Origin of the sequence: Salinigranum marinum, from assembly GCF_024228675.1 — an archaeon.
Lineage (GTDB): Archaea > Halobacteriota > Halobacteria > Halobacteriales > Haloferacaceae > Salinigranum > Salinigranum marinum.
The window spans coordinates 3,120,532-3,138,135 of the sequence record NZ_CP100461.1 but is presented as its reverse complement, the minus strand read 5'-3'; the positions used below and the strand labels follow the sequence as shown (position 1 = coordinate 3,138,135).

Sequence of the window (17,604 nt, the reverse complement as noted above, 5' to 3'; positions counted from 1 at the left end):
ACACCCCGGACAGGTTCGACTTCGGGGTCGGCCGGCGCGCCGGCGTTCCGTCCGGACGGGGATGTGGCCAGTCGGGCCCGGCCCCCGACGGCGTCCGGCCCGGCGAGTCACAAGACACTCCTGTGTCGGCCCCGTCCGCCGGCGTGATGCCCGAACGCGCCGCCATCGAGGTCGAGGACCTGCTGAAGATCGTCCTCGGCCTCGCCGTCGTCTGGCTCGTCCTCGAAATCGTCGGCGAGGTCGTCGGCGTCTTCACCGCGCTTTTCGGCCCGCTCCGACCCCTCCTCGGCCTCGCCGCCGTCGCCCTGATCGCCCTCTGGTTCCTCGACTACATCTGAGTCCCGGGCTCGCGGGGGTCCACGACCCACCGCGCTCGCCGTGGGTCTCGACACGCTCATGAGCGCGTGTGCCCGATCACTACGCCGTGTTCAGTCTCAACGTCTCCACTCCGGGGTCGGTGGCGCGGGTCGCCGCCGACCTCCACCCCGCGCTCGTCGCCGCGGGCGTCGATCGGTTCCGCGACCGGCACTCACTCGTCGTCAAGCGGTTCGAGGGCGAGGAGTCGCTCCCGCACCTGCGCGAGCGACTCCGGACGGCGCTTGTGGGCGCACCGGCGTTCGAGGTCCGGACCGACGGGGTCGACACGTTCGAGACCCCGCCGCGGGGGCCGGGTCCCGTGGTGTATCTCGCCGTCGAGAGCGCCGGACTCGCGGCGCTCCACGAGCGCCTCGTCGACCGGTTCGGCGCGGTCGCGGGGCTCGAAGGCGACGACTACACGCCGCACGTGACGCTCGGTCGCGGCGGGACGTTCGACGCCGGGACGCTCGCCGACCTCTCCGACCGGGCCGACTCGGCGACCTGGACGGTCTCCGAACTCGTCGTCTACGACTCGCGCTACCGCGAGGCCGCCGCGCGGCTGTCGCTGCCGGCGTGACTCTGCCGACGACTCCCGAGCCGTGTCGCCCGCGACGTCCCGGGTCGGGGGTACGGAGCCGTCGAGTCACGAGCGACGACTGACGCCGGGCGGGACGGTCGGCCGTGCTACCGCTCGACGACCCGCATCGACATCGCCTGGCGGGGGTGCATCGTCAGCGACCCGCGGAGGTCGAACGGCTCCCCGCCCTGGTACTCGAGGCGGTACTGCTGACAGACGGTCCCGAGGATGAGCCGCGCTTCGAGCAGCGACAGCTGTTTGCCGATACAGAAGCGTGGGCCGCCACCGAACGGGAAGAACGCGAATCGCGGGCGGTCGTCTGCGCGCTCGTCGAGCCAGCGATCGGGGTCGAACTCGAGCGGAGAATCCCAGTAGCGCTCCGAGCGGTGGACGGCCCACTGCGGGAGCATCACGGCGCTCCCGGCGGGAACCCGATAGCCGCCGAGACGCACGTCGACCTGCGGTTCGCGGAAGATCGTGTACACTGGCGGGTACAGCCGCATCGCCTCGTTCAACACGGCCTCGGTGTACTCCATCCCGCGCACGTCGGCGAACGTCGGCCGCTCCCCGCCGAGGAGCGAGTCGAGTTCGTCGTGGAGTCGCGACTCCACCTCGGGGTGTTCCGAGAGCAGATACCAGGTGTAGGTGAGCGTGAGCGCGGTCGTGTCGTGGCCGGCGAGCAGCATCGTCACCATCTCGTCGCGGAGGTTCTCGTCGGACTGCTCGCCCCGGTCGCGCGCGCGCAAGAGGATCGACAGCAGGTCCATCGGCTCGCCCTCCTCGCCCACGCCGCCGGCGTGGTGGGTCCCCTCGCGCTCCTCGATGAGGTCCCAGACGATCCCTTCGATCGTCGACAGCGCCTGCTTGTACTCGCGGTTCTCGCGGGTGGGCGCCCAGTCGGGGATGGCGAAGCGGAGCGGATTCGGCTCGAAGCGCGAGCCGAGCGGTTCGAGGTTCTCCTGGACCGTTCGGACCCGCTCGTCGTCGATCGACGACCCGAACATGGCCTCGACGATGATCTTGACGGTGAGTCGGGCCATCTCGATCTCGACGTCCACCACGTCGCCCGGCGACCAGTCTGCGAGGGTCTCCGCGGTGTAGTCGGTCATCATCTCCGACAGCCCCGAGAGCCGCGACATCAAGAACGCCGGCTGCGCGAGTTCGCGCTGTTTCCGCCACGTCTCCCCGTCGCTCAGGAGGAGCCCCTCGCCGAGCAGGTCGCCGATCGCGTCGTCCTGGAACGCCGGCTTTCGGTACTTGGCGTCGTCGGTCACGAGCACCCGCTCGATGTCGGCGGGGTTCGTGATCATGTACGTCTCGATAGGTCCGAGTTCGAAGTGTGCGACGTCGCCGTACGCTTCGGCACACGCCGTGATGAACGAGAACGGGTCACGGGCGTACTGGCCGCTGTTACCGATGATCGGGGAGCCCTTCGGGCCGGGCGGTTCCGTGCTCATTAGCCGTCACTTCGGCTGGAGAGACATGAAGCGTTCGGCCCCCACGACCGCCCGCCGACCGCACCCACGAACCGTCTCCGGCACGCTCCGCGGCGACGCTCGTCGGCGTCGCGCTCGGGACGAAGACGGTCGTCACGCCCCCCTCGACAGGCCTCTGACATCTCCCGCGAAAGCTATCTAGCTGGTGCGCGTATCGGGGGCCGCGAGCGACGATCACTGCTCGTGGACATGAGCACCGACACTCCACGACCGCCGGCGGCCGGCCGGTCCGACGGCCGGCCCATCCGGGTGTTGCACGTCGACGACGACCGGCCGTTCACCGCGATCACCGCCGAGTTCCTCTCCGGCGAGGACGACCGCTTCGTCGTCCGCTCCGACGTGGACGCCGCCGCGGCGCTCGACCGCCTGGCGACCGAAGCCGTCGACTGCGTGGTGAGCGACTACGAGATGCCCGGGATGGACGGACTGGCGTTCCTATCGCGCGTACGCGAGCGGTGGCCCGACCTCCCCTTCGTCCTCTTCACGGGGCGGGGCTCCGAGGAGGTCGCTGCGGAGGCCATCTCCGCCGGCGTCTCGGACTACCTCCAGAAGGGTGGGACGGACCGGTACCCGCTTCTCGCCACCCGCATCACGACCCTCGTCGAGAAGTACCGACTGACGCAGGAACTCGCGACGACCCGCCGCCGGTACGAACTCGTCGGGAGGGTCGCCGCGGACGCCTTCTTCGAGTGGGACGTGCGGTCCGACGCCGTCTGGCGGAGCGACGGCTACGCCCGCGTCTTCGGCTACGACGCCGACGAGGTGGGCGACAGTTTCGACTGGTTGATCGAGCGGCTCCACCCCGACGACCGCGAGCGGGTCGCGGCCCGCCTCGACGCGACGTTCAGCGCGGGCTCCGACCGGTACGAGGACCGGTTTCGCTTCCGGCTCGGCGACGGTTCGTACGGCCACGTATCGGCACGCGCCCACGTCGCGTACGACGACGGCGAACCGACGACCGTGACGGGCGCGCTGACCGATCGCTCGGAGTCCCGCCAGCGAGAACGCGAACTCGAACGGGCCAACGCCCGCCTCGAACTCGCGCTCGAGGGGACCGAGACCGGCGTCTGGGAGTGGGACGTCGGGACGGACGAGGTCGTGTGGGACGGGACGATGGAACGGCTCTTCGGCTTCGGTGCTGGCGAGTTCGCGGGCACCCGCGGGGACTACCTCGACCGGATCCACCCCGACGACCGGCCGAGCCTCGAACGGGCTATCGGGCGTGCGGTCGAGACCGGTGAGACGTACGAGGTCGAACATCGACTCCGCCCGGACCTCGATGAGCCGAACCGCTGGATCAACGGCAAAGGGGTAGTCGTCTCCCGCGACGGCCGCCCCAACCGGGTGATCGGTCTCGCCCGGGACGTGACCGAACGGCGCTGGAACGAGGCGGAACTCCAGCGACAGAACGAGCGACTGAACGAGTTCGCCAGCGTCGTCAGCCACGACCTCCGGAGTCCGCTGGCCGTCGCCACCGGACACCTCGACCTGATCCGGACGGTCGATCTCGCCTCGATGGGACACCGCGCCGCGGTCGCTCGCGCACATGACCGAATGCACGCGCTCACCTCCGACCTCCTCACGCTGGCCCGCCAGGGCGAAACCATCGCCAACCCCGAACCGGTGTCGCTGTCCACCGTCGCCGACACCGCGTGGTCGATGGTCGACACGGGGGACGCGACGCTCGCCGTCGACGACGCGGTCGTCTTCGCCGACGAGCGCCGGCTCGGGCAGGTGTTCGAGAACCTCTTCCGAAACGCTGTCGAGCACGGCTCGACGGGCCCTCGCTCGCAGGACCGCGTGGAGCACGGTTCCGCGAGCAACCGGACTGCACGGCAGTCCGGTGGCAGCGTCGAAGACGGGTCGGCGGACGACCGGCCCTCCGTCTCGATCAGGGTGGGACTCCTCTCGGGATCGGAGCTCACCGACCAACCGTCCGGCTTCTTCGTCGCCGACGACGGCCTCGGCATCCCCGAGAGCGACCGCGGATCGGTCTTCGCCCCCGGCTTCACCACGTCGGCGGCGGGGACGGGCTTCGGGCTCGCCATCGTCTACCGGATCGCGGCGGCACACGGCTGGGCCATCTCGGTCACGGAGAGTGACGTCGGCGGGGCGCGCTTCGAGTTCGTCGGCGTCGACCGGCCTCACGGGCGCGGCGGGTCGCCGTCGTAAGCGTCGTGATCGGTGAAGAAGTTCAGCATCGCGAACTTCGCCTTCTCGGGCGCGACGTCGACGAACTCCGTCCGCTCCTCGGTCGGGAACGAGCCGCGGACGCCGTACCGACCCATGTCGCGGCTCTCGCGCGTGTAGCGACGGTCGAGCAGGAGCCGCACGCCGAAGTCGTCGGGCGAGCGGATGACGCGCCCGAGCGCCTGTCGGGTCTTCCGGATCGTGGGGATCTCGACGCCGTAGCGCCAGCCCGCGTCCGTCCCGGGGTACGCGCGGTCGTACGCGTCCTGGACGGCCTCCATCCGCTCCGACAGATGGGGGTACGGGACGCCGACGACCGCGACCGTCCGGGCGTCGTCGCCGTCGAAGCTCACCCCTTCGCCCAGCGTCCCCCACAGCGAGGTGAAGAGCGCGCCATCGTCGCCCGCGACGAGCCGCTGTCGGAGTTCCTCCGTGTCGACGTCCGACCCGTCGAGCAGCAGCTCCGTGTCGCTTCCTCGAAGGCGCTCGTAGTAGCGCTCTGCCTCGGCGTACGAGGGGAAGAACACGAGCGCGTTCCCGGGAGTGAACCGGAGCAGGTCGTCGAGCGTGTCGGCCACGACCCGCTGGGTCTCAGGGTCGCTCCGCTCGGCGCTGAACAGCGGCGGTACGTCGACGGCGAGCGTCCGGCGGTTGGTCTCGGGATACGCCAGGCCGTACGCCATCGTCTCGGGGTCGTCGAGTCCGAGGACGTCGCGTGTCACGTCGAACGGGCGGAGCGTCGCGCTCATCAGGACGGTCGCCGATACCTCCTCGAACAGGTCCGCCGTGACCGCCCGCGGGATACAGGTGTACAGCTCCGCGCGGCCGTACACCTCGCCGCTCCCGCCGTCGCGCCGGACCGAGAGCATCGGGTGCTGACCGAGGTCGCCGCCCTCGTCCATCCACGCCGAGACGAACGCCGCCGCGCTCAGCGTCTGGCACTCCCGACGCGAGGTCGTCTCACCCCGCTTGTACGCCTCCTCGTACTCCTCGTCCAGCGTCTCCCCCAACTGGCGGGCGAGGTCGATCTCGGTCGAGATACCCCGTCCCTGGTAGGCGTCGAGAAAGCGGAGCGTGAGGCCGTCCCGGCGGTCGGGGTTCGAGATGGAGAGGTCGTACCAGTTCTCGTCGACCTGCTCGCGCTCGCCGAACCCCAGCGCCTCGTCGTACGCCGAACGGAGCGCGTCGTGAAACGCACCGAGCACGTTTTCGGCGGCCGCCGCCCGCGAGTCGTCGACCTCCTCCAACTCGGAGAGTGCAGACGCGAGCGTGTTCTCGGTCAGCGTCCGCGTCGCGTGGTCGCGCGCCGCCGACTCGACGTTGTGCGCCTCGTCGAAGACAGTGATGACCTCGCCGGGATCGCGGCCGAGCCACCGGAAGAACTGTTCTCGGATCAGGGGGTCCAGCAGGTGGTGGTAGTTGCAGACGACGAGGTCGACGCCCTCCATCCCTTCCTTCAGCAGTTCGTAGCCACAGAGCCCCTCGCGGTCGGCGTAGTCGTAGACGTCCTGTGGCGTGCGCACGTCGTCGAACAGCCACGAGAAGAACTCACCGGTGTCGCGCGTCAGGTTCGCGCGGTAGTGGTCGCAGACGTTTCCGCGCTCGAACGATTCGAGTTCGGATTCGAGCGTCTCGAGCTCGTCCAGCACCGCCTGGCGGGCGTCGGCGGCTCCGTCGGCTCCCTCGCGCAGTTCGTCCAACAGCGCCTGCTCACGCGTCTTCAACTCCGCGACCTCCGCTCGCTTGTCGACGAGGTCGCGCGTCGTGTCGCGGAGGGTCTGGCACTCGCGGTAGTCGACGTCGATGTGACACATCGACGCCTTCCCCTTGAACACGACGGCGCGGATCGGCTCCTCGCGGGTGATCGCGCGGGCGTCCGCGACGAACTGTCGCATCTGCTGGTGGACGTTGGTCGTGATGACGACCGTCTTGTCCTCGGCGCGGGCGTGTTCGAGCGCCGGGACGAGCGCCGAGAGTGTCTTGCCTGTCCCCGGTGCGCCCTCCAAGAGGACGTTCTGTTCCGATTCGAGCGCCTCGGCGATCCGCGCCATCGCCTCCGCCTGGTTCGGGTACGGCTCGTCGTACGGAAAGAAGCGCCAGTGATCGTCCCCGCCCGAGGACTCGTTCGAGGCTGCCACACACGCTCTCGCGCCCCGATCGGCAAAAAACGCTCGCCACCGACCCCACGCTCACGCCGCGCTCGAACCCCCCTGTTTCCGGTGGAACCGCACCCTTCGCGGTCCGTCGGTGTCCCTGATCCTCGACCGTTCGCCGACGCTCTGCCGGCGGACGCCACCGCGACGGACACGGCACAGATGTCGAGCGATCGTCGGCGAACCGTTGGCTTCGATCGTCGGGGAGTCGTTGCCCACGTCTGCCGTCGGCGGGACCGTTTTGTACCGGGACGACGACGTGGTATGTGGTGACATGACATGTCTGAGACGAACGCCGAGGAACTCGTCCGCCGGTGGTTCGACGAACTGTTCAACGACGCGGACCTCCCGGTCGCCGACGAGATCCTCGCGTCGGGCGTCCGGTACCACGGTCCCGAGAGCCTGACGCCGACCGACGTGACCTCGCCCGCGGACGTCAAAGACTACGTCGGGGTGTACCGCCGGGCGTTTCCGGACCTCCGGTACGCGGTCGACGACGTGTTCGGCTCCGACGGACGGATCACCGCGCGGTGGACCGCGACGGGTACCCACCGGAGCGAACTGTTCGGTATCGAGCCAACCGGGGAAGTGTTCGTCGTCGAGGGGATCAACGTGTTCAGCGTCGTCGACGGCGAGATCGACGAGATCTGGTCCGAGTGGGACACGCTCCGGATGGTAGAGGAACTGGATGTGATCCCGGAACTGAGCGCCGATGTCGAGCAGGTCGGGTGACACTCACGGCCGCGCTACGATCTCGGTCCCCGCACCAGCGTCCAGCCACCCCCGACGAGCGCCGCGGCGACGAAGACGGTTCCCGCCGTGACCGTCCAGACCGGTCCCGTCGGCGCGGCGTGTGCGAGGACGAGTCCGACCACCGGCCCGGCCGTTCCGAGCAGCGCTGCCGAGCGCCACCCCGTCTTCGCCCGGAGCGCCGTGCCGACCGTCGCCCCGCAGAGCGCGAGCACGCCGACCGGCAGCCCGGCGACGAACGCGAGGAGCAGCCCCGCCGGAAGCGGTCCGACCCCGACGACGACCGCCAGCGGCGGACCGAGCGCGAACGCGGTCGCGACCGCGCCGGTCGCGGCGTAAAACCGCACCGCCGCCGCGACCGAGTCGGGATCGGCGGCGGCCTCGCCCGAGGTGGCGACCCCGCTCGGCAGGAGCAGTCCGACGTAGACGGAGCCGACGGCCCCCGCGAGGACGCCGAACACCAACGGCGCGTGGAGCGTGACGAACGCGACCGCGGGCGTGGTGTCGTACGCGGTAGCGGTCGCCTCGACCGCCCGACGGCTCGTCGCCGTCAGCACGTCGGGGTTCGTGACGACGGCACCCGAGAGGGCGGCCACGGCGACGCCGAGCCCGACGGTCCCGAGGCGGAGCCGACGGCGGAGCGCGGCGTCGGTAGGGCACGAAGTCATGGCCGTCTCGTGGCACGCGGGTTACTCACGCCTTCCGGTCGGTCGGCTCTGGGACAAAGATTCGAACTTCGAACTCGTACATCGGGAGGCCCGGATGTTATGCTTTGATTTTCGAACCAAAAGAGCAGCGGCGTTCAGTTCGCGTCCAGCAGTTCGACCAGCAGGCCGTTCTGGGCGTGCAGGCGGTTCTCGGCCTGGTCCCAGACGATGGCACGGTCGGATTCGACGACGTCGTGGGTGATCTCCTCGCCGCGGTGGGCGGGCAGACAGTGCATCACCTTCGTCCCCGGCTTCGCGTTCGAGAGCAGCGCGGCGTCGACCTGGTAGCCGTCGAACGCCGCGAGCTTCTCCTCGCGCTCGGCCTCCTCGCCCATGCTGACGAAGACGTCCGTGTAGACGACGTCGGCCCCGGCGACCGCCGATTCGGGCGTGTCGGCGATCTCGGGTGCCGACCCGAGCGCGGCCGCACGGTCGAGCACCGACTGGCTCATGCCGTAGCCGTCGGGCGTCGCCACGACGAGGTCGATGCCGACGAGCGCACAGCCGAGCGCGAACGACTGGCCGACGTTGTTGCCGTCGCCGACCCACGCCACCTGCACGTCCTCGAAGCCGAACCGCTCGCAGATCGTCAGGAGATCGGCGAGCGTCTGACACGGGTGGGCATCGTCCGTGAGCCCGTTTATGACCGGGACGTCGGCGTACTCGGCGAGTTCCTCCACGTCGGCGTGATCGAACAGGCGAGCCATGATGGCGTCGACGTACCGCGACAGCGCTCGCGACGTGTCGGCGATCGGCTCGCCGTGACCGAGGTGGATGTCGTCGGGCCCGAGGAACACGGCGTGCCCGCCTAGCCGTGTCATCCCCGTCTCGAACGAGACGCGGGTTCGGGTCGAGGGCTTCTCGAAGATCATCCCCAGGGTTCGCTGGGGGAGCCGTGTGTCGTCAGTCCCCGCCTTGAGCGCCGTCGCGCGGTCCAACACCGCGTGGACGTCCGCGGCCGAGAGGTCGTCGATATCGAGCAGATGAGTTGTCGAGAGCGTCATGTGACTTCGTGTCGTCTCCGTGGCAGTCGTCCGTGGTCTGTCGTCTCCGTGGCAGTCGTCCGTGGTCTGTCGTCTCCGGGTCGGTCAGCCGTCCGCGAGCGTTCGCGCGACGTCGGTCAGGATCTCGACCGAGGTGTCGAACTCGTCGAGCGGGAGGTGTTCGTCCGGCGCGTGGTCGAGGTCGGAGTTGCCGGGGCCGTACGTCACCATCGGGCAGTCCCACGTGTCGGCGTAGAGGTTCATGTCGCTCGTGCCCGTCTTCCGAAGCAGGCGTGGACTGCCGCCGGCGCCGCGGATGGCGACCCGGAACGCACGGGCGACTTCGGTCCGGGGTGACTCCATCACCGGGGGGATGGGTTTCTCCCAGTGGACCGTTCCTTCCACCAGTTTGGAGTCGGCGAGTTCGCGGAGTTCGTCGGCGGAGAGCGCCGGCGGGATGCGGAACTGCACCTCCATCGTCGCCTCCACCGAGAGACCGTCCGCCCCGAGACCGCCGTCGAAGCCGACGGGCTTGGTCGTCACCTGCTCGAAGATGGGTCGCCACTCGTCGGCCTCGAAGGCGTTCTCGACCTTCTGCCACCAGTCCATCGCCTCCTCGATGGCGTTCATGTCGGGGCGCGAGGAGTGCCCCGACTCGGAGGTGGCGACGTACGTCCCGTCGAGGAAGCCCCGGTAGCCGAGCGTGATCCCCTCCCAGCCGGAGGGTTCGCCGTTCACCACGGCGTCGGGTTCGGTGCGGTCCTCACAGAGGAAACGCGCGCCCGACGAGGTGGTCTCCTCCTCGACGACGCCCGCGAAGGAGACGCCGGTCTCGACGGCCGCCGTGGCCATCGCCGCGAGCGGCCCGGTCGCGTCGACGCTCCCACGGCCCCACAGCTCACCGTCTCTGATCTCGACCGGGATGTTCCCCGGGACGGTGTCGATGTGTGACGTCAGGAGCACGGAGTCGTCGGCCGGGGCGCGCACGTTCCCGGCGTCGTCGACGTACACCTCTCGGTCGTGTACCTCGAAGAACGCGACCAAGAGCGCGGCCGCATCGGCCTCCTGCCCCGACGGCGACGGCGTCGACACGAGATCGACAAGCAGTTCGCGCGCGTTCGTCTCCGTCGTCCGTGTCTTCGATTTTGTGCTCATGGTTACGTCATCACCTCGACCAGTGCCTCGACCACGCGGTCCGCGTGCTCCTCCCCGATGGTGAGCGGGGGCAGGAGCCTGAGAACGGTTCGCCCCGCGGGGAGCGCGAGGACCTGCTCGTTCAGCGCGAGATCCCGCAGCAGGCGGTTCGAGCCGCGTTTGACCTCGATGCCGATCATCAGGCCGAGGCCGCGTACCTCCCGAATGGGGAGGTCGTGTTCTTCGGTCGCGGCCTCGACCTCCGACTGCAGATACTCGCCGACCCGGGCGGCGTGGCCGGGGACGTCCTCCTCGACGATCGTGTCGAGGGTGGCGTTCGCCGCCGCACACACCACGGGCCCGCCGCTGAACGTCGAGCCGTGTTCGGGATCGGCGTCGGCGATCCAGTCCGCACAGAGCGTCGCCCCGAGCGGGAGGCCGTTCGCGATCCCCTTCGCCGTCGTCAGCATGTCGGGGACGACGCCCGCTCCCTCGCAGGCCCAGAGCGTGCCCGTCCGGCCGACGCCCGTCTGGATCTCGTCGAAGACGAGCGCCGCGCCCGCCTCGTCGGCCGCGTCGCGGGCGGCCCGGAGGTACTCGGTCGAGGCGGGGTGGATGCCGCCTTCGCCCTGGACGGGTTCGAGGAACACCGCGGCCGTCTCGCCGTCGACCGCTTCCTCCAGCTCCTGGGCGTCGCCGTAGGTGACGAACTCGATCCCACCGGCGAGCGGCTCGAACGGCTTCTTGTACTTGTCCTTCCACGTCATCGCCAGCGCGCCCATCGTCCGGCCGTGGAAGCCTCTCTTGGTGGCGACGATCTTCGACCGACCGGTGGCGTTGCGGGCGAACTTCATCGCCGCCTCGTTCGCCTCCGTTCCCGAGTTGCAGAGCCAGACCTTCCCCAGCGCGCGCTCCTCGTCGGCGGGGCCGAGCGCGCCGAGCTTCTCGTACAGCTCCGTCCGGGCCGAGTTCGGATACGACGCCTGGACGTACACCAGGTCCTCGACCTGCGCTTGGACGGCCTCCGTCACCCGCGGGTGCGCGTGGCCGAGCGCCGCCACCGCGTACGACGCGCCGAAGTCGAGATACTCGGTGCCGTCGTCGGTGTACAGGTACGGTCCCTCGCCACGTTCGATCTGGATCGGTTTCTCCGAGAAGACGAAGCCACTCATTGTTCTGCTGTCTCCCGTTCGGCTGTCTGATCCTCGTCCGCAACGGCGCTCCGCTGGACGTGTGTGCCGCCCCCGTCGACCGCCGACGTGACGGGCGCGTCGGCGTTCGCGCTCGCGACGATTACCGCCGATGCGCCGCCGTCGAGCGCTTCCTTCGCCGCCATGACTTTCTTCGTCATGAAGCCTTCGGCGGCCGCTTCGAGCGCCGCCCACTCCGCGGGCGTCTCCACCCGTGAGATGAGCGTCGCCGGATCGTCGGGGTCGGCGTAGACGCCTTCGACGTCGGTCAGCAGGACGAGCGTCGCGCCGAGCGCACCCGCCACCGCGGCCGCGGCGCGGTCGGCGTCAGTGTTGACGGGCGTTCCGGCGGCGACGCCGCCGTCATCCAGCGGCGTCTCCGACGCCGCGCTCCCGTCGTCGCCGAGCATCGGCGGACCGGTGACCGGGGTGCGTCCCGCGCCGAGCAGTGTCTCCAGCAACGCCGTGTCCACGCTGTCGATGCGGCCCGAGTGCTCGCCTCGCTTGATCTTCTTCTTGCCGTCTTCTACCACGCGGACGGCCGACTTGCGCGTGCCCGTGAGGAGGCCGCCGTCGACCCCCGAGAGACCGAGCGCGTCGACGCCCTGGTTCCGGAGGCCGGCGACGAGGTCGGTGTTGACCTGCGACATCGCCATCGTGAACACTTCCATCGTCTCCGCGTCGGTGAAGCGGCCGGTGACGCCCGCGGGCGTCTCGACGTACGTCGGCTCGATTCCCATCCGTTCGAGCGTCTCGTCGACCTTCGTGGAGCCGCCGTGGACGACCACGACGTCCTCCCCCGCTTCGACCAGCGCGGCGATGTCGGCCAGCGCGCCCTCGGGGTCGACGGCGCGTGCCCCGCCGATCTTGACCACTGTCGTCATTTAGGGCGCCCCCACGGGGTGGAAGCCGGTCGCTTCTAACCCTGCGGTCTCCTCCAGACCGAGTGCGACGTTCGCGCCGTGGATCGCCTGTCCGGCCGATCCCTTCATCATGTTGTCGATGGCCGAGAGGACGACGAGCCTCCTGTTTCCGGGGTCGATCTCGAAGCCGACCTCTCCCATGTTGGTGCCGGCGACGACCTTCGGTTCGGGGTAGCGGTAGACGCCACCGCCGCCCGCGACGGTGCGCATGAACGGCTCCTCCGAGTACGAGTCTCGATACGCGCCCCAGAGGTCGCTCTTGGTCACCTTCGACGAGGGGAAGACGTGACAGGTCGCGCTCGCGCCGCGGACCATGTCGACCGCGTGGACGGTAAAAGACACCGAGAGGCCGAGGAACTCCTCGATCTCGGCCTCGTGGCGGTGGCCCGTGGGCGCGTACGGTCGGACGATGCCCGACCGCTCCGGGTGCGAGGAGGCGTCGCCGCCGCCGGCTCCACCTTCGGAGGAGCCCACCTTCACGTCGACGACCACCTGCTCGTCGCCGCTCATGATCCCGGCGTCGAACAGCGGCTTCAGCCCCAGGATCGTCGCCGTGGCGTTGCAGCCGCCGGAGGCGACGAGTTCGGCACCCGGGAGGTTCTCCCGGTTGAGCTCGGGCAGGGCGTACTCCGCCTTCTCCAGGTACTCGGGGCAGACGTGGCCGTCGTACCACTCGTCGTACTGCGCCTCGGTGGAGAGCCTGAAGTCCGCCGAGAGGTCGACCACGGTGTCGGCGCTCTCGAAGAAGGTGTCGACGTGCTGCATCGAGACGCCGTGGGGCGTCGCGGCGAACAGCACGTCCACGCTCTCGAGCTCCTCGGGCGACGAGAAGCGCAGGTCCAGTTCGCGCAGGTTGGGGTGGACTCTTCCGACCGTTTTGCGTTCGTACTGCCGGCTCGTCGCCTGCACCACCTCGAACTCCGGGTGCTGAGAGAGCAGCCGGAGGAGTTCTCCTCCCGTGAAGCCGGAGCCGCCGACGACGCTCGCACGGAGCGTCATGCTACGCCGTCGCCTCCGTTTCGGTCTTCGCTTTGGCTTCGAGCCAGTCGACCACGCGACCGGGCACGTCGACGCTCTCTCCCACGGCGTCGTTCAGCGCCTTGAACTCGACCGTGTGGTTCACCTCGTGGACGGTGTAGTCGGCGTGGGACGGAGTCCCACGAGCCTCCGAGTCTCCCGACTCGGAGACGGAGCCGACCTCCATCAGGTCCACACCCAACAGTCCGCCGCCGACGGCGGCGGAGGCCTTCTCGACCAGTTCGAGCGCGCGGTCGTCGAGTTCGAACGCGGCGGTCTCCCCGCCCTTCGCGGCGTTCGTGAGCCAGTGCTCCGACGAGCGCGTCATCGCGGCGACGGGGTCGCCGTCGACCGCGAGCACCCGGATGTCCCGGCCGGGCTTCTCGACGAACTCCTGGACGTAGAACACCTTGTGCTCGTAGTGCCCGAGCGTCGCCTTGTGTTCGAGGATGGCCTCGGCCGCGTCACGGGTGTCGATCTTCGCCATGAGGCGGCCCCACGAGCCGACGACCGGTTTGAGCACGCAGGGATAGCCGAACGCCTCGATCGCCTCCAGCGCCGCGTCGGTCGTGAACGCGACCGTCGTGTCGGGCGTCGGGACGCCCGCGGCTTCCAGTGCGAGGCTGTTTTTTACCTTGTCGGCACACAGCTGTGCCGTCTCCGAGCTGTTGACGACTTCGACCCCATAGGCGTCGAGGAAGCGCGTGATGTAGAGGCTCCGACTCGTCGCCAGACACCGGTCGAGCACGACGTCGATCTCGTCGAACACAGCGGGCGCAGCCGAGATGTTGAACTGCTCCCTCCGGACGTCGATCTTCGTCACGTCGTGCCCGCGCTCGCGGAGCTCGGAGAGGAGGAGTTTCTCGTCGCGGCGGATCCGGGAGTACAGCAGTCCAACGTGCACCGCTACTCTCCCCAGTCCTCTTCGAGCTCGGGCGCCTCCTCGAGGACCACGGGGTCCAAGGAGACGACCTCCAGTTCGGCACCGCTCACGGGACTGTCGATGATCTCGCCGACCTCGACGTCGGCCGGGAGCGTGATCTCTTCGCCGGTCAGCGGGTCCTCCGCCGTAATCTCTTCTGGCATCGTACTACGTTCTCACCCGTGAGAGGACTTAAACCCATCGAACTTGTAAAGGAAAATAAATGAATAGGCTGACGGCTAATCGCACGACATCGGTGCGGTCGTCGTTTAAATCTCCACTCCGTATCAGTAATGTAGTAGGTAGTCCCCTGCCGGGGACGGCGGCGGAACCGCGACGGCCGGCACGCGTGGCACCCGTCGGTCCCGGCCGCGGGTCGGCTCAGTCATACCGCGCCACCTCCCTGTCGAGGCGCGCCCGCGCGTCGGCCAGCGCCGTCCGGCGGCGCTCGACCGTCTCCGCGTCCTCGGCGACTCCTCCCCGGACGGTGTCGAGCGCGGCCGACACCGCGGCGGGTGCGGGGCCGCCGACCGAGTCGCGGCTCGCCACGCTCTCGACGGGGTCGAGCGCGCGCTCGACGGCATCGCGGCTCACGTGGTCGAAGAGCGAGTCGCCGACGACCGCCTCGGTGACCGCGTCGAGCGTGGCGAGGTCGGGCGTGCCCGCGGACTCCGCCGCCGCCTCGGCGACGATCTCGTGGGCCGTCCGGAAGGGGAGGCCCGCCATCGCCAGCAGATCCGCGACGCCCGTCGCGGTCGCAAAGCCCTCGGCCGCGGCGTCGCGGAGCGCCTGCGTCTCCCAGGTCGCGGTCGCCACCGCGCCCGCCGTCACCTCCGTCGCCTCGACGACGGCATCGACGGCGTCGAACGCGTGGGGGTGGGCGTTCTGCAGGTCACGGTTGTACGCCCGCGGGAGGCCCTTGAGCGTCGTCAACAGCGCCGAGAGGCCGCCGACGGCGTCGCCCGCGACCGACCGGACGAGTTCGAGCGTGTCGGGGTTCTTCTTCTGGGGCATGATCGAAGACGTAGAGGAGTAGTCGTCCGCGAGGTCGACGTACCCCTTGTTGGCGAAGACGACGAGGTCCTCGGCGAGCCCCGACAGCGTCACCGCGTGGGTCGCCAGCGCGCCCGTCGCTTCGAGGAGGAAGTCCCGTGCCGAGGCGGCGTCCATCGAGTTCTCGACGAGGCCGTCGAACCCCAGCAACTCGGCGGTGCGCTCGCGGTCGACGTCGAACGGCGTACCCGCGAACGCGGCCGCGCCGAGCGGCGACTCGTTCACCCGCGAATAGGCGTCGAGCAGCCGGCCGGTGTCGCGGGCGACCGCCGACTCGTACGACAGCAGGTAGTGTGCGACCGTCGTCGGCTGGGCGGGTTGGAGGTGGGTGTAGCCGGGCATCACGGTCTCGGTGTGCTCGGCCGCGGTCTCCGCGAGCACCTCCCGCAGGCGGAGCGTCGTCTCTGCCGCGTCGAGGAGGTCTCCTCGCAGACGGTACCGCAGGCAGGTCGCCACCTCGTCGTTGCGCGACCGGGCGGTGTGCATCTTCCCGCCCGCCGCCCCGATCTCTGCGATGACGGCCGTCTCGATCGCCTCGTGGACGTCCTCGCCGTCCGAGAGCGAGCTGTGCCCCGCCTCGGCGACCGCTGCGAGCGCGCCGAGGATCTCGCCGGCGACCGCGTCCTCGACGATCCCCTGTTCGGCGAGCATCACCACGTGTGCGCGATCGACCGCGAGGTCCGCCTCGAAGATGCGGGCGTCGGACGCGAGCGAGGAGAGGAATCCCCGCGCGGGGCCGCCGCTGAAGCGGTCGCGGCGAACGGCTCCGGGGGCGTCCTCGCTCATCGGTCTACTCGCTTTCGCTCTCGTCTTGGTTCCCGCCGTCGGTCACCGCTTCGGCCGTCTTCGCCTTCGCCGACTCGTACGCGCGGTTCGCGAGACGCTCCTGGAAGCCGTGGTACTTTGCGACCCCCGTCGCGTCGCTCTGTTCGATGCCCGCCTCGACGTCGGCGGAGTTGAACGAGGCGTGGGACTCGGAGTACACCGCGAAGTCGGACTGGCGGCCGACCGGGCGCGCCTGCCCGCCTTCGAGTTTGACCGTCGCCGTCCCCGTCACCTTCTCCTGGGTGACCTCGACGAAGCCTTCGAGCGCCTTGACGAGCGGTCCGGAAACGAGCCCCTCGTACGCCTTCTCCGACCAGCGGTGGTCGATCTGGGTCTTGAACGAGCGCTCCTCCTTGGTGAGCACGAGGTCTTCGAGCGCCTCGTGGGCGTTCAGAAGCACCGTCGCCGCGGGGTGCTCGTAGTTTTCGCGAACCTTGAGCCCGAGCATGCGGTCCTCCATCACGTCCGTTCTCCCGACGCCGTACTCGCCTGCGAGGGAGTTGAGGTGCTGGATGAGCGAGACGGGATCCATCTCCTCGCCGTCGATCGCCACGGGAACCCCGGCGTCGAACTCGATCTCGACGAGTTCGCTGTCGCCCGTCGGCGACTGGGTCCACTTGTAGATCTCCTCGGGCGGCACGTAGTTGGGGTTCTCCAGTTCGCCGCCCTCGACGGCGCGCGACCAGAGGTTCGTGTCGATGCTCCAGACGCCCTCGTTGCCCGCCTCCACTGGGAGGTCCTTCTCGGCGGCGTACTCGATCTCCCACTGGCGCGTGAGCCCGAGTTCGCGCACGGGCGCGATCACGTCGAGGTCGGAGGCGCGCCAGACCGCCTCGAACCGGAGCTGGTCGTTGCCCTTCCCGGTGCAGCCGTGTGCGAGCGCGTCGCAGTCGTGTTCCTCGGCCACGTCGAGGATGGCCTGGGCGATCACGGGGCGGGCGAGCGCCGTCCCGAGCGGGTAGCCCTGGTACGTCGCGTTCGCCCGCACCGCGCGGAAGCACGTCTCCGCGAACTCCCGTTTCGCGTCGACGACGTAGTGTTCTAACCCGAGGGCCTCCGCGGTCTCCTCTGCCTCTTCGAACTCCGATTCGGGCTGGCCGACGTCGACGGTGACGCCGATGACCTCGTCGTGCCCGTACTCCTCTTCGAGGAGCGGGACACAGACCGTCGTGTCGAGTCCGCCCGAGAACGCGAGTGCCACGCGTGTCATGTACCTGGAGGTAGCGGCGTTCACGTGCTTAAATTCTTTGTTTTAGATTTAGAAAGAAAGTCTGAGAGATGCCTATAGCCGACACAAGCGTCGTTGAAGTCGTGTGAGCAAACGCGG

Annotated in this window: 16 protein-coding genes; 4 read left to right on the top strand and 12 right to left on the bottom strand. The window is 69.4% G+C overall.

The annotated features are described in order from the left end of the window. Positions 1–146 precede the first annotated feature (146 nt). Positions 147–338, top strand: a complete 192-nt coding sequence (locus NKJ07_RS15620) for a DUF7554 family protein (RefSeq protein ID WP_318567718.1) — start codon at positions 147–149, stop codon at positions 336–338. Between the two features lie 86 nt (positions 339–424). Further along, positions 425–934: a 2'-5' RNA ligase family protein gene (locus NKJ07_RS15615; RefSeq protein WP_318570472.1), complete on the top strand. Its 510-nt coding sequence runs from the start codon at positions 425–427 to the stop codon at positions 932–934. Positions 935–1,041: 107 nt separating this feature from the next. On the opposite strand, the gene NKJ07_RS15610 is transcribed toward NKJ07_RS15615, so the two are convergent. Further along, on the bottom strand, positions 1,042–2,391 hold the full coding sequence (locus NKJ07_RS15610; RefSeq protein ID WP_318567717.1) for a cytochrome P450: 1,350 nt from the start codon (positions 2,389–2,391) through the stop codon (positions 1,042–1,044). Positions 2,392–2,619: 228 nt separating this feature from the next. Here NKJ07_RS15610 and NKJ07_RS15605 point away from each other — a divergent pair, with 228 nt between their 5' ends. Next, positions 2,620–4,602: a PAS domain-containing protein gene (locus tag NKJ07_RS15605; RefSeq protein ID WP_318567716.1), complete on the top strand. Its 1,983-nt coding sequence runs from the start codon at positions 2,620–2,622 to the stop codon at positions 4,600–4,602. On the opposite strand, the gene NKJ07_RS15600 is transcribed toward NKJ07_RS15605, so the two are convergent. Continuing rightward, the gene (locus tag NKJ07_RS15600; RefSeq protein ID WP_318570471.1) at positions 4,575–6,671 is read right to left on the bottom strand and encodes an ATP-dependent DNA helicase; all 2,097 of its coding nucleotides are present in this window, start codon (positions 6,669–6,671) and stop codon (positions 4,575–4,577) included. The genes NKJ07_RS15605 and NKJ07_RS15600 overlap by 28 nt on opposite strands. Before the next feature lie 381 nt (positions 6,672–7,052). On the opposite strand from NKJ07_RS15600, the gene NKJ07_RS15595 reads away from it, so the two are divergent. Then, positions 7,053–7,505, top strand: coding sequence for an ester cyclase (locus NKJ07_RS15595; RefSeq protein WP_318567715.1), 453 nt, complete (start codon positions 7,053–7,055; stop codon positions 7,503–7,505). A gap of 14 nt (positions 7,506–7,519) precedes the next feature. Here NKJ07_RS15595 and NKJ07_RS15590 read toward each other — a convergent pair whose 3' ends face one another. The 10 genes from NKJ07_RS15590 to NKJ07_RS15545 form a co-directional block, all read right to left on the bottom strand. Beyond that, positions 7,520–8,191 (bottom strand): hypothetical protein, encoded by a 672-nt coding sequence (locus NKJ07_RS15590; protein ID WP_318567714.1) that lies wholly within the window; start codon positions 8,189–8,191, stop codon positions 7,520–7,522. 134 nt (positions 8,192–8,325) lie between these two features. Continuing rightward, complete coding sequence (gene argF / locus NKJ07_RS15585; protein WP_318567713.1) at positions 8,326–9,234, bottom strand: ornithine carbamoyltransferase; 909 nt, start codon at positions 9,232–9,234, stop codon at positions 8,326–8,328. An 84-nt stretch (positions 9,235–9,318) separates the two neighbouring features. Then, positions 9,319–10,368 (bottom strand): [LysW]-lysine hydrolase, encoded by a 1,050-nt coding sequence (locus tag NKJ07_RS15580; RefSeq protein WP_318567712.1) that lies wholly within the window; start codon positions 10,366–10,368, stop codon positions 9,319–9,321. A 2-nt stretch (positions 10,369–10,370) separates the two neighbouring features. Next, positions 10,371–11,519, bottom strand: coding sequence for an aspartate aminotransferase family protein (locus tag NKJ07_RS15575; protein ID WP_318567711.1), 1,149 nt, complete (start codon positions 11,517–11,519; stop codon positions 10,371–10,373). Continuing rightward, entirely contained in the window at positions 11,516–12,421 is a 906-nt protein-coding gene (locus NKJ07_RS15570) for an acetylglutamate/acetylaminoadipate kinase (RefSeq protein WP_318567710.1), read from the bottom strand. Before NKJ07_RS15570 ends, NKJ07_RS15575 begins: the two co-directional genes overlap by 4 nt. Then, on the bottom strand, positions 12,422–13,459 hold the full coding sequence (gene argC, locus NKJ07_RS15565) for an N-acetyl-gamma-glutamyl-phosphate reductase (RefSeq protein ID WP_318567709.1): 1,038 nt from the start codon (positions 13,457–13,459) through the stop codon (positions 12,422–12,424). A gap of 1 nt (position 13,460) precedes the next feature. Further along, entirely contained in the window at positions 13,461–14,381 is a 921-nt protein-coding gene (locus tag NKJ07_RS15560; RefSeq protein WP_318567708.1) for a RimK family alpha-L-glutamate ligase, read from the bottom strand. Positions 14,382–14,383: 2 nt separating this feature from the next. Beyond that, on the bottom strand, positions 14,384–14,563 hold the full coding sequence (lysW, locus tag NKJ07_RS15555; protein WP_136592438.1) for a lysine biosynthesis protein LysW: 180 nt from the start codon (positions 14,561–14,563) through the stop codon (positions 14,384–14,386). A 217-nt stretch (positions 14,564–14,780) separates the two neighbouring features. After that, positions 14,781–16,238 (bottom strand): argininosuccinate lyase, encoded by a 1,458-nt coding sequence (argH, locus tag NKJ07_RS15550; RefSeq protein ID WP_318567707.1) that lies wholly within the window; start codon positions 16,236–16,238, stop codon positions 14,781–14,783. A gap of 4 nt (positions 16,239–16,242) precedes the next feature. Next, positions 16,243–17,487 carry an argininosuccinate synthase gene (locus NKJ07_RS15545; protein ID WP_318567706.1) on the bottom strand — a complete coding sequence of 415 codons (1,245 nt, stop codon included), beginning with the start codon at positions 17,485–17,487 and terminating at the stop codon, positions 16,243–16,245. Positions 17,488–17,604 lie beyond the last annotated feature (117 nt).

Excerpts from the sequence above, each read along its gene's own strand:
- NKJ07_RS15620 (WP_318567718.1), top strand. The coding sequence starts at position 147 with ATGCCCGAACGCGCCGCCATCGAGGTCGAGGACCTGCTGAAGATCGTC.
- NKJ07_RS15610 (WP_318567717.1), bottom strand. The coding sequence starts at position 2,391 with ATGAGCACGGAACCGCCCGGCCCGAAGGGCTCCCCGATCATCGGTAAC.
- NKJ07_RS15605 (WP_318567716.1), top strand. The coding sequence starts at position 2,620 with ATGAGCACCGACACTCCACGACCGCCGGCGGCCGGCCGGTCCGACGGC.
- NKJ07_RS15600 (WP_318570471.1), bottom strand. The coding sequence starts at position 6,671 with ATGGCGCGGATCGCCGAGGCGCTCGAATCGGAACAGAACGTCCTCTTG.
- NKJ07_RS15595 (WP_318567715.1), top strand. The coding sequence starts at position 7,053 with ATGTCTGAGACGAACGCCGAGGAACTCGTCCGCCGGTGGTTCGACGAA.
- NKJ07_RS15590 (WP_318567714.1), bottom strand. The coding sequence starts at position 8,191 with ATGACTTCGTGCCCTACCGACGCCGCGCTCCGCCGTCGGCTCCGCCTC.
- argF (WP_318567713.1), bottom strand. The coding sequence starts at position 9,234 with ATGACGCTCTCGACAACTCATCTGCTCGATATCGACGACCTCTCGGCC.
- NKJ07_RS15580 (WP_318567712.1), bottom strand. The coding sequence starts at position 10,368 with ATGAGCACAAAATCGAAGACACGGACGACGGAGACGAACGCGCGCGAA.
- NKJ07_RS15575 (WP_318567711.1), bottom strand. The coding sequence starts at position 11,519 with ATGAGTGGCTTCGTCTTCTCGGAGAAACCGATCCAGATCGAACGTGGC.
- NKJ07_RS15570 (WP_318567710.1), bottom strand. The coding sequence starts at position 12,421 with ATGACGACAGTGGTCAAGATCGGCGGGGCACGCGCCGTCGACCCCGAG.
- argC (WP_318567709.1), bottom strand. The coding sequence starts at position 13,459 with ATGACGCTCCGTGCGAGCGTCGTCGGCGGCTCCGGCTTCACGGGAGGA.
- lysW (WP_136592438.1), bottom strand. The coding sequence starts at position 14,563 with ATGCCAGAAGAGATTACGGCGGAGGACCCGCTGACCGGCGAAGAGATC.
- argH (WP_318567707.1), bottom strand. The coding sequence starts at position 16,238 with ATGAGCGAGGACGCCCCCGGAGCCGTTCGCCGCGACCGCTTCAGCGGC.
- NKJ07_RS15545 (WP_318567706.1), bottom strand. The coding sequence starts at position 17,487 with ATGACACGCGTGGCACTCGCGTTCTCGGGCGGACTCGACACGACGGTC.